The 12552-nt window shown below is 64.0% G+C and carries 4 protein-coding genes; 3 read left to right on the forward strand and 1 reads right to left on the reverse strand.

Features of this window, described 5'->3' with window-relative positions; all coding sequences use genetic code 11:
• Positions 1–2 precede the first annotated feature (2 nt).
• A complete protein-coding gene (locus MNR02_RS00920) occupies positions 3–8516 on the forward strand; it encodes a GH36-type glycosyl hydrolase domain-containing protein (RefSeq protein WP_241947758.1) in 8514 nt (2837 codons plus the stop codon).
• A 24-nt stretch (positions 8517–8540) separates the two neighbouring features.
• Positions 8541–9710: an OpgC family protein gene (locus MNR02_RS00925; RefSeq protein WP_241947759.1), complete on the forward strand. Its 1170-nt coding sequence runs from the start codon at positions 8541–8543 to the stop codon at positions 9708–9710.
• A 6-nt stretch (positions 9711–9716) separates the two neighbouring features.
• Here MNR02_RS00925 and MNR02_RS00930 read toward each other — a convergent pair whose 3' ends face one another.
• Positions 9717–11477 (reverse strand): glucan ABC transporter ATP-binding protein/ permease, encoded by a 1761-nt coding sequence (locus MNR02_RS00930; RefSeq protein WP_241600962.1) that lies wholly within the window; start codon positions 11475–11477, stop codon positions 9717–9719.
• Positions 11478–11782: 305 nt separating this feature from the next.
• Between MNR02_RS00930 and MNR02_RS00935 the strand changes: the two genes are divergently transcribed.
• Positions 11783–12523, forward strand: a complete 741-nt coding sequence (locus tag MNR02_RS00935) for a LuxR family transcriptional regulator (protein WP_241600963.1) — start codon at positions 11783–11785, stop codon at positions 12521–12523.
• The last annotated feature ends 29 nt before the right edge of the window (positions 12524–12552 follow it).

Genomic DNA, 12552 nt, shown 5'->3' on the forward strand with positions numbered 1-12552 from the left:
ACATGTCCCTTCATACTCCGCCGCAAGCCTCCTCGCGCGATACCGATATCCGGCAGATCGATTATAACGATTCGATCCGCGCCACCTATCTGACGCTGGAGGAGCTCGCCGCGTGCGGCGAAGCGCTCGCCCGCGACAAGGCGGCGGTGCTTCCGGGCTTCCATCCCTTCGATTTCCGTGCACGGCACAAGGAAAACGAGAAGGAAATCTTCCGCGTCTATCAGGTCACGGCCAAGGATGTGGAGGCCGGCGCGCAGATCACGCCGGCGGCCGAGTGGCTGCTCGACAACTTCTATGTGATCGAGGAAGCGATCCAGGAGGTCCGCCGCGACTTCCCCCGCCGCTTCTACCGGCAGCTCCCGACTGTCGAGATCGACGGTCAGTCGCTGCCGCGTACGCTGGCACTGGCATGGCTTTATGTCGCCCATACGCACAGCAGTGTCTCGCAGGAAAGCCTGACCGCTTTCGTGCAGGGCTTCCAGTCGGTCGATCCGCTGAAGATCGGCGAGCTCTGGGCGCTGCCGTCCTTCGTACGTTTCGTGCTCCTGGAGAACCTGCGGCGCATTTCCAGCCGCGTCGAGCGCTCCCGCAAGATGCGCTTCAAGGCCAATGACGTGGCCGACGAGCTGGTGCGTCTCAACGATCCGGAGAAGTCCATCGCGCATCTGCGCACCATCGAGAGCCTGACCGAGGACAACACCTTCGTCGTCCAGCTTCTCTACCGCCTGCGCGATGGCCTTCAGACATCGGGTGCGGTCATCCAGTGGCTGGAGCGGAAGATCGAGAGCCGGGGCAGCGACCTCGAGGAACTGATCGTGGCGGAAAACAACCGCCTGTCCTCCGGCAACGTGACCATGAGTTCGCTCATCAAAAGCCTGCGGTCGGTGGACGATGCGGAGTGGCCGGTCTGGTTCGAGAGCGTCAGCCGCCTCGACGAGGCGCTGCGCCAGCGCTCAGACTATAGCGATCTCGATTTCGGTTCGCGCAACAAGTACCGCAACACAATCGAGCGTTTTGCCCGCCGTTCCGGCAAGAGCGAGCTGGAGGTCACCGAAACCGCGCTCGCCATGACCGAGGAAGACGCCGCGGCAAACGCGGGCGATCCCGATTATCGCGCCAATGTCGGCGCGTTTCTCGTGGGCAAGAAGCGCAAGCTGCTCGAAAAGCGCATCGGGTACCGTCCTACGCTCGTGCAACGGACTGTCCGCGTGACACGCAAGCTCGACTGGCTCGCTATTGCCGGTCCCAACATCATCCTCACGCTTCTGGCGATGATCGCGGTCTATTATTTCCTCGACCAGCTCGACATCCCGAACGGTGCCTGGCTGATCATGCTCGTCCTGTTCGCGCTACCGGTCTCGGAGGGGGCGACGGGTCTGTTCAACACGCTCGTCACCTTCTTCGTCACGCCGTCACGGCTGGTCGGCTACGAGTTCAAGGACGGCATACCCGAGGATGCGCGCACGCTGCTCGTCGTGCCCTGCCTTATCTCGAAACGCGACCATGTCGATGAACTCGTGCGCAATCTCGAGGTCCATTACCTCGCCAACCCGCGCGGTGAGATTTATTTCGCGCTTCTCAGCGACTGGGCCGACAGCCAGAGCGAGGAAACGCCTGCCGATCTCGATGTTCTCGAATATGCCAAGCGTGAGATCGCCGAACTGTCGGCGCGCTACGCCTTTGACGGGCGCACCCGGTTCTACCTGCTGCACCGCCGCCGCCTCTACAATCCGTCGGAAGGCGCGTGGATGGGCTGGGAGCGCAAGCGCGGCAAGCTGCATGAGCTGAACCTGCTGCTGCGCGGCGATGGCGACACGACCTTCCTGCCGGGCGCCAATGTCGTGCCGTCGGACGTGAAATATGTCATGACGCTCGATTCCGACACGCGCCTGATGCGCGATGCCGTGACCAAGCTCGTCGGCAAGATGCACCACCCGATCAACCGTCCCGTCATCGACGAGGCGACCGGCGAGATCACCGCCGGCTACTCGATCCTTCAGCCGCGCGTCACGCCGTCGCTTACGACTGGCAAGGAAGCCTCGACCTTCCAGCGCATCTTCTCCGCCGACCGCGGCGTCGACCCCTACGTCTTCACCGTTTCCGACGTCTATCAGGATCTGGCCGGCGAAGGCACGTTCACCGGCAAGGGGCTCTACCACGTCGATGCCTTCGAGGCCGCCGTGAAGGGCCGCATCGAGGAGAACTCGGTGCTCAGCCACGACCTGCTCGAAGGCTCGCTGTCGCACTGTGCGCTGGTGACCGACGTGGAGCTCGTCGAGGACTTCCCGACCCGCTACGGCGTGGAGACCTCGCGCCAGCATCGCTGGGCCCGCGGCGACTGGCAGCTCCTGCCCTATCTTTTCGGCCCGTCGAGCGGCATTTCCATGCTCGGCCGCTGGAAGATGTACGACAACCTGCGGCGCAGCCTCATCCCCATCGCCTGGCTCGTCGCCTCGGTCATGGGCTGGTACTATATGGAGCCGCGCCAGGCGCTGATCTGGCAGCTGGTGCTTATCTTCCTGCTCTTCGTCGCACCAACGCTCTCGCTCATTTCGGGCCTCATGCCGCGCAGCAGCGATATCGTGGCGCGCGCCCATGTGCATCGCGTGTTCTCCGATATCCGCGCGGCCAACGCGCAGGTGGCGCTGCGCATCGCCTTTATCGCGCATTCCGCCGCACTGATGGGCGACGCCATCGTGCGCTCGCTCTACCGTACCTTCGTCAGCCGCAAGATGATGCTGGAGTGGCGCACCGCCGCCCAGGCCGACAGCGCGGCGCGTGGCGGTATCCTCGATCACTACAAGGCGATGTGGCAGGCCCCGGCGCTGGCGGTGGTTTCCGTCGCGCTTGCCATGATCTCCAAGACTGGCCTGCCCTTTATCGGCGTGCCCTTCGCCCTCGTCTGGATGCTGTCGCCGATGATCGCCTGGTCCGTCAGCCAGACGGCGGAGACGGAAGACCAGCTCGTCGTGTCCGATCATGTCGCCAGCGAACTGCGCAAGATCGCACGGCGCACCTGGCGCTATTTCGAGACCTTCGTCACCGCCGAGCAGCACTTCCTGCCGCCGGACAATTTCCAGGAAACGCCCAATCCGGTCCTGGCCGAGCGCACCTCGCCGACCAATATCGGCGTCTATCTGCTCTCGGTGATTTCGGCGCGCGATTTCGGCTGGATCAGCTTCGAGGAAACGGTGCGCCGGATGGAGCAGACCATCGCCACCATCGACGGCATGCCGAAATACCGCGGGCACCTGTTCAACTGGTATCGCACCAACACGCTGGAAACGCTCGGACCACGGTATGTCTCGGCGGTCGACAGCGGCAACCTTGCCGGCCACCTCATTGCCGTATCCTCCATGTGCCGCGAATGGGCGGAGGCGCCCTCGGCGCATCTGCAGGGCAGCCTCGACGGCATCGGCGATGTCGCCGCCATCCTGTCGGAGGCGCTCAAGCAGCTGCCTGACGACCGCAAGACGGTGCGCCCGCTGCGCCGTCTCGTGGAGGAGCGCATTGCCGGCTTCCACAACGCGCTCGCCGCCGTCAAGCGCGAGCACGAATTCGCTTCCATCCGCGTCATCAACCTCGCGGTCCTGGCGCGTGACATCAACAAGCTCATCGTCAATCTCGACCATGAGGTAAAGTCGCCGCAGACCGGCGAGGTGGTGCATTGGGCGGGCGCGTTGGTCGCGACCTGCGAAGCGCATATTGCCGACAGCGTCTTCGACCTCGGCAGCATCGAGCCGCTGCGTGCGCGGCTCGGCGTTCTGCGCGACCGCGCACGCGACATCGCGTTCTCCATGGATTTCGGCTTCCTGTTCCGTCCGGAACGGCGTCTCCTGTCGATCGGCTACCGCGTCGAGACCAACGAGCTGGACGAGGCCTGCTACGACCTGCTCGCCTCGGAAGCACGCCTCACGAGCCTGTTCGCTATTGCCAAGGGCGATCTGCCCACCGAGCACTGGTACAAGCTCGGCCGTCCGGTCGTGCCGGTCGGTTCGCGTGGTGCGCTGATCTCCTGGTCCGGCTCGATGTTCGAATATCTGATGCCGCCGCTCGTCATGCAGGAGCGCCAGGGCGGCATCCTCAACCAGACGAATAATCTCGTCGTGGTCGAACAGATGAACCACGGCCGCCGGCTGGGCACGCCTTGGGGCATTTCGGAAGCGGCCTTCAACGCCCGCGACCACGAACTGACCTACCAGTACACCAATTTCGGCGTGCCGACGCTCGGCCTGAAGCGCGGCCTCGGCCAGAACGCCGTCATCGCGCCCTATGCCTCGCTGCTCGCCGCGCAATATGCGCCGAAGGAAGCGCTCGAGAACCTCGAGCGGCTGCGCAAGCTCGGCGCGCTCGGCATCTACGGTTTCCACGACGCCGTGGACTTCACGCCGACCCGCGTGCCGGAGGGCAAGACCTGCGCGGTGGTGCGCAACTACATGGCCCACCACCACGGCATGTCCATCGCCGCCGTTGCCAACGTCGTTTTCAACGGCGCGCTGCGCGAACGTTTTCATGCCGATCCGGTCATCGAGGCGGCCGAACTGCTCCTGCAGGAGAAGGCGCCGCGCGACATTCCCGTCATCAACGCCAAGCGCGAGCCGGAAACCGTCGGCAGCACGCGGGCCGACCTGCTTCGCCCGGAAATCCGCATCTTCAAGGACCCGATCAATCGCGAGCGCGAGACCGTCTTCCTGTCGAACGGCCATTACTCCGTGATGCTGACGGCAACCGGTGCCGGCTATTCGCGCTGGAACGGCCAGTCCGTCACGCGCTGGAAGCCCGATCCCACGGAAGATCGCTGGGGCTCCTTCCTGTTCCTTCGCGATACCGCGACGAACGAGTGGTGGTCTGCCACCGCCGAACCGAAACGAGTAGAGGACGAGGAGACGAAGACCCAGTTCGGCGACGACAAGGCGGAATTCCTCAAGACCATCGGCACGCTGACCAGCGAGGTCGAGGTCATCGTCGCCACCGAGCATGATGCCGAAGGCCGCCGACTGACACTCGTCAACACGGGTACGGAGGACCGCTTCATCGAGGTAACGTCCTATCTGGAGCCGGTCATTGCGACCGACGATGCCGACAGCGCGCATCCGCTCTTTTCGAAGATGTTCATCCGCACCGAGATCGACCAGCGCGGCGACGCAATCCGCGCGGAGCGCCAGAAGCGTCATCCCAACGAGCCCGACATGGCGATCGCCCATCTCATCGTCGACAATGCCGGCCCCTCGCGCCGCACCGAGATCGAGACGGATCGCCGACGCTTCATCGGTCGTGGCCGTTCGCTTGCGACCGCGGCAGCCTTCGATGCCGGCGCGCAGCTGTCCGGCACGGATGGCTTCACGCTCGATCCGATCATGGCGCTGCGCCGCGTCGTGCGCGTTCCCGCCGGCAAGAAGGTCAAGGTCATCTTCTGGACCATCGCTGCGCCGACCCGCGCGGATGTGGATGCGGCTATCGACCGTTATCGTCACCCGGATAGCTTCAACCATGAAATGATCCATGCCTGGACGCGCTCGCAGGTGCATATGCGCCATGTGGGTGTGACCTCGCAGGAGGCGGCGAGCTTCCAGATGCTCGGCCGCTATCTCACCTATCCCGACCTGCACCTGCGTGCCGATACCGGCACGATCCAGACCGGCCTGACATCCCAGTCGGCGCTCTGGCCCATGGCGATTTCGGGCGATTTCCCGATCTTCGTGCTGCGCATCAACGACGAGATCGATCTCGATGTCGCCCGCGAGGCGCTGCGCGCGCAGGAATATCTGCGTCATCGCGGCGTCACGGCGGACCTCGTCATCCTCAACGAGCGCGCGGCGTCCTATGCGCAGGACATGCAGCACACGCTCGATCAGATGTGCGAGAACCTGCGCATGCGCGGCCAGTCGGACGGCGTGCGCCAGCACGTCTTCACGGTGCGCCGCGACCTGATGGATGTCACGACCTGGCAGGCCCTGCTGGCAGCGGCTCGCGCCGTCTTCCACGCCCGCAACGGCTCGCTTGCCGACCAGATTGCCCGCACGGTCTCCCTCTTCTCATCGCCCCCGCGTGGCGACGACGAAACGAAGACCGAGGCTCTGCCGGCCACGGCCAAGCCGTCGCCGGCTGCCGTTACCGCTTCGCTCCCCGCTCCGGTCGCGATCGATGGAAACGGCCTGTCCTTCTGGAACGGTTTCGGCGGCTTCAATGCCGACCGCCGCGAATATGCCGTGCGCCTGCGCGGCGGCGAGGCAACGCCGCAACCGTGGATCAACGTGATTGCAAACCGCGAATTCGGCTTCCATGTTCCGGCTGAAGGCGGTGGTTTCACCTGGAGCCGCAATTCGCGCGACTACCAGCTCACGCCCTGGACCAACGATCCTGTCATCAACCGTCCCGGCGAGGCCTTCTACGTGCGCGATCGTGACAGCGGCATGGTGATGACGCCGTTCGCCGCGCTGTCGCGCAAGACGTCGGTCAAGTTCGAGACTTGGCACGGCCTCGGCTACACCGCCTTCCGCAGCTGGGAGGACGGTATCGAACTCGACCTCGTGCAGACGGTGGACCCGGAAGACCCGGTGAAATATTCGCGCCTCGTCGTGAAGAACACCGACGAGACCGAACGCCGCCTCTCCGTCTACGGCTATGTCGAATGGGTGCTGGGTAACAACCCCACCAAGACCGCACCCTTCGTGCTGACCAGCCATGACGAGGAAAGTGGCGCGCTCTTCGCGACCAATCCCTACAGTCTCGACTTCGCCGGTCGGACCAGCTTCTTCGGCGTCGATGCGCCGTTGTCCGGCTTCACGACATGGCGGCGGGACTTTATCGGCCGCACCGGCGACATTGTGACTCCGGCGGCGCTGTTCACCGGCCAACCCCTGTCGGGTGCGGCCGACGGCATTAGCGATCCATGCGCGGCGCTCTCCGTCGATCTCGTTCTGAAACCCGGCGAAAAGCGCGACCTGCTCTTCGTGCTGGGCGATTCTGCCGATGCCGATGGTGCCCGCGCGCTTGCCGGGAAGAGCCGCAAGGCCGATTTCGATGCCGTCATGGCGTCGGTGCGTTCGTTCTGGGAAGGCTTCACCGGCACTCTGCAGGTCAAGACGCCCGACCCGGCGCTCGATCGCATGCTCAACGACTGGCTGCCCTACCAGGCGCTCGGCTGCCGCATCATGGCACGCACGGCCTTCTATCAGGCGAGCGGCGCCTACGGTTTCCGTGATCAGTTGCAGGACACGCTGGCCTTCATCCTGCACCAGCCGGACCTCGCGCGTGCGCAGATCCTGAACGCTGCCGCGCGCCAGTTCGTCGAGGGCGACGTGCAGCACTGGTGGCTGCCCGATAGCGGGGCGGGTGTACGCACCATGATCTCGGATGATGTGGTTTGGCTTGCTCACGCGGTCGAATATTACTGCCGCGTCACCGGCGACCGTGGCGTGCTGGACGAACGGCTTGCCTTCATCGAAGGCCCGCCGCTTGCCGAGGGACAGCACGATTCCTTCTTCAAACCGGGCCGTTCGGCCGAGGATGCATCGCTTTACGAGCATTGCGCCCGTGCGCTCGATCTGGCGCTTGCCCGAACCGGCGAAAACGGCCTGCCGCTCATTCTCGGCGGCGACTGGAATGACGGCATGAACCGCGTCGGCGAAGCCGGCCGCGGCACGAGCGTCTGGCTGGGCTGGTTCCTTGCCGGCACGCTGCGCGCCTTCATCCCGCTCGCGCGCGAACGGGGCGACGGCATTCATGCCGAGGCTTGGGAAATCCACCTCGATCGCCTCAAGCAGGCACTGGAAACGGCAGGGTGGGACGGCGCCTACTACCGGCGCGGCTATTATGACAACGGCGCGCCGCTCGGCACATCCGACAGCGCCGAATGCCGCATCGATTCCATCGCGCAGAGCTGGAGCGTTCTGTCCGGCGAGGGGGACGCCGACCGCTCGCGGCAGGCGATGGACGCGGTCATGGCCGAACTGGTCGACCGGCAGAACGGGATTATCCGCCTGTTCACGCCGCCGCTTGTCGAAACCACGGAAGACCCGGGCTATATCAAGGCCTATCCGCCCGGCGTGCGCGAGAATGGCGGGCAATATACCCATGCGGCGACCTGGGTGGTGATGGCGCTGGCGCGTCTCGGCCGGGGGGATGAAGCCTTCGCCTGCCTCGACCTGCTCAATCCGGTCAAGCATGCGCTCGATGCACAGGCGGCGGAACGCTACCGCGTCGAGCCCTATGTCGTGGCCGCCGATGTCTATGGCGAAGGCGAGCGTGCGGGGCGTGGCGGATGGTCCTGGTACACCGGCTCGGCCGGCTGGCTTTACCGTGCCGCCGTCGAGGGCATTCTCGGCATCCGCAAGGAAGGCGGCCGTCTCTTCGTCGAACCCGTCCTGCCGGAAGCCTGGAACGGCTACAGCGCGACGCTGGTGCTCGATGGCCGCAAGCTGACGCTGCGTGTGGATCGCGGGGATGACGGCGGATGGCAGGCAACAATAAACGGCTCTGTCATCAAATCTTCAAAAGAGGGCTATTTGCTCTGACCCACCCATGTGGATCAGAGTACCATGACAGATAAATCTGGACCGGTGGGCGCCGTGCCGCGGCAACGCGACACGCGCCTCGACGTCTTCCGGGCCCTCGCCCTCCTGACGATCTTCGTCAATCACGTTCCCGGCCAGTATCTGGAACATCTCACGCACAAGAATTTCGGCTTCTCGGATTCGGCGGAGGCCTTCGTGCTGATCTCAGGCATGTCGGTGGGCCTTGCCTATTCGCGCTTTGCCGTCGGGGAGCGGCTTGCCGTCACGCTGCGCATCCTGCGCCGCGCGCTGACGCTCTATGTCGCCCACATCATGACCAGCATCATCACCTTCGCCATCTTCGCGGGTGGGGCGCTATGGTTCAGCCGGCCGGATCTCGTGTCGGAAATCAATCTGCGTGCCGTCGTCGACCGCACGGAGCAGGGTGTGGTCAGCATGGTGCTGCTCGGCCACCAGTTCGGCTATAACAACATCCTGTCGATGTATGCCGTGCTGTTCCTCATGCTGCCCGGCTTCCTCTGGCTCTATCAGCGCGGGCCGCGTCTGCTGCTCGCCGTTTCGGGCACGATCTGGCTTTGCGCCGGCATCTGGCGCATCGCCCCGTCGAATTTCCTCGACGACGGCAAGTGGTTCCTCAATCCGCTGTCCTGGCAGTTCCTGTTTGCCATCGGTTTCGTCGGGGTGCTGCGGGCAAGGTCGAAGGGCATCCCGCGCAATGCGCTGCTGTTTGCGCTGAGCGCCATCTATCTGGCGGTCTCGATGCTCTGGGTCGTGCTCGGCTGGTGGCACATCGACTTTTCCTACGGCCTGCCGGCGGTTCTGACCGGCTTCGACAAGACCTACCTGTCGGCAACGCGCCTCCTGCATGTGCTGGCGGGCGCCTATCTCATCGCCACGATCCCGGTCCTGTCGAACTGGGCGGCACTACCGCTCTCCCATCCGCTCGTCGCGATCGGGCGCCATTCGCTGGCCATCTTCATCTTCGGCACCATCCTGGCCATGGCAGGGCAGGTCCTGATGTTCGTGACGGGGAAGAACCCGTTCTTCGGCACGCTCTACGTGCTCGCCGGCATCGCGCTGCATTTCGCCTATGCGCGCTATCTCGACTGGCAGGCGGAGGTGATTGCCGACCACGCAAAACGGCAGGGCATGCGAGCCCTGCCGGTGAAGGGGCGCGACGGCCCGAAGCGCTGATGCCGATCAGGCGGCGGTGTGGCTCTTGCGCACGTCGTCGTCCGTCAGGATGCCGCTGGCGCGCAGCAGGGCGGCAAAGCGGCCGTTGCTCTGGCTGAGCTCGTTGAACGTGCCCATCTCGGCGATCTGGCCACGATCCAGGAAGATCACCTTGTCGGCCTCGCGCACGGTGGAGAGGCGGTGCGCTATGATGAAGGTCGTGCGGTTCTTGCGCAGCGAATCGATCGCGGCCTTCACCCGGGCTTCCGTTTCAACGTCGAGCGCGCTGGTGGCCTCGTCGAGCACGAGGATCGGCGCGTTCTTCAGGATTGCGCGGGCGATGGCGATACGCTGGCGCTCGCCGCCCGAAAGACGGTTGCCGCGCTCTCCGACATGGGTTTCGTAACCGCTCTGGCGCGAGGTGATGAAGTCGTTCGCTGCCGCCGCTTCGGCTGCCGCCATGATCTCTTCGTCCGTCGCGCCCTCGCGGCCGAGACGGATATTGTCGGAGATCGAGCGGTTGAGCAGGCCCGCATCCTGGAACACGGTGGCAATCGATCGGCGCAGCGACTTGCGCGTCACCTTCGAGATATCGACACCGTCAATGAGGATCTGGCCCGACTGCGGCTCGTAGACCCGCTGGAGCAGGTTGACGAGCGTCGTCTTGCCCGCACCGGTCGGGCCGACGATGGCGACGGTCTGGCCGGCTTCCACGGTGAACGAGATGTTGCGAACGCCCTGCGTCGTGTTGGCGAAGTCGAAGGTGATGTCGCGGAATTCGACCTTGCCCTTGACGTCGCCGAGGTCGCCGGCGTCGCTCGGTTCCTCGCGATCCTTGACGGCGTCTTCCAGCGTGAAGAAGTCCTCCAGCTTGGCCCGGGCCTCGAAGATCTGTTCGACAAAGGCCTTCATCTGGTCAAGACGGCCGATCAGCAGGCCGGCAAAGCCGATGAACGCAATGACATCGCCCACCCTGATTTCGCCGCGCTGCACCAGAACCGTGCCGATGACGAGAATGACCATCATCGAGAGGGTGGAGGCGATGCGGTTGAGAGCGCTTGCCAGAGCCCACCAGTCGAGCACGGGATACTGGGCGTTGATCAGGCGTTCGGCAAAGCGCTTCAGTTCGCGCGTCTCGGCTTCGATGCGGTTGTAGCTGTGCACCACCGAGACGTTGCTGATGGAATCCGACACGTGGGAGAACACGGTGTGATAGTGGTTCTCCACCGAGGCCTGGCCCTCGCGGGTGCGGTTCATCACCACCTTGCCGATCAGCACATAGAGCGCGCCGAGCACGACGAGGACCATCGAGAGGCGGTAGTCCATCGCGAAGGCAGTGGGCACGAGCAGGACGAGGGCCACCGCGGTCGCCAGATGCGTGCGCATGAATTCCAGCCACAGGCCGAAAAGTGTTTCACAGGCGCGCAGCAGCGTGTGCAGGGCATTGGAGGTGCCGCGCTGGCTGTGCCAGGCGAGCGGCATGGAAATGATGCGGCCGAACGCTTCCGTCAGCAGGCTCGCGCGGCGGCCATGGGCCAGCCGGTCGGCCTCACGGGCGACGAGAACGAAGGCGATGGTGTTGAAAAGGCCGAAGCCGGCCCACATCAGCAGCAGGGGCGTGACATGCCCGTCAGCGCTGGAAATGGCATCAATGATACGACCGAACAGGATGGGTTCGGCAATGGCGATGACCGCGAGCACGACGTTGGCGACAACGACCGATCCGACGCGCAGCTTGTAGACATTCAAGTAGCTGAGAGCTCTTGCATAAACCTGAAACAAAGACACGAATTCGGGCCTTTCCGGCAAAACCTGTTGTGCGGTGCGGTGGTAGCACCTCGATCCCTTCGCTCCTGTGTCCGGGTAACACAAGAGGGGGGTGCGAAGTTCGTCACGCTTGTAAGAATCTCATGATGCAACTCAGAACTTGCACGATGACTTTCTTTTGCATGGCGTGTGTTCCTTATCCGATTGATTTTCATCACTCGATCCTGCCAATTGTATGTGGGGCAACATGAATGGGACATGACTGACTTGGAGGACAGGTCAGGCATCGCTTGGAATTTGAACGGGGCGCTTCCGGCGCGGGGTACATGAAAGTCAGTTTGCTGGTGCAATTTCTTGCACTGCTTGAGGAGATGCGCGGCCGCGCGGAGACGACATCCGAGTTCCAGCGCCTGCTCGAATTCTACGGTTTCGACTATTATGCCGTGATCCGCAGGCCGCTGCCGGTCGAAGGCCCGGACGGGCTCTTGCTGGCAGGACGCTGGCCGAAGGGCTGGCCCGAGACTTATGTGCGCAAGCGCTATATGCAGATCGACCCGACGGTAAGATATCTCGGTCATGCGCGGGAGGGGTTCCGCTGGCGCGATACGCTCGACGTCTACCGCACCAGCCCGCACCGCAAGCGCATGGAGCGCATGATGGTGGATGCCCGCCAGAACGGGCTCGAGGATGGCTATATCTTTCCGGTCCACGGCCGGCGCGGCCTTCTTGGCAGCCTCAGCCTCGGCGGAAGGCCGGTGGATCTCGAAAGAATCGAGATGAGCCTGTTTGACGGCATCGCCCGGCGTCTTTTCTGGAAGCTGATCCACGAGATCGATCCCGAAATGGCCGCGCGCTCCACCGCCGCCGTCGATTTCGAACTAACGCGCCGCGAAATGGAGGCGCTGACATTGCTGGGCGCCGGCATGACCTCACCTGAGATCGCCCGCGAGCTGGGTATTTCCAGCCATACCGTCGACTGGTACATGAACGGTATCCAGGAGAAGCTCGGCGCGCGAAACCGGCACCATGCCATTGCGCTTGCCTTCCGGCTGGGGCTCATTTCCTGACGACGCAAATCTTGCGTCTCATGACGAGT

Origin of the sequence: Shinella sp. H4-D48, assembly GCF_022637395.1 — a bacterium.
In the GTDB taxonomy this organism is placed as follows: domain Bacteria; phylum Pseudomonadota; class Alphaproteobacteria; order Rhizobiales; family Rhizobiaceae; genus Shinella; species Shinella sedimenti.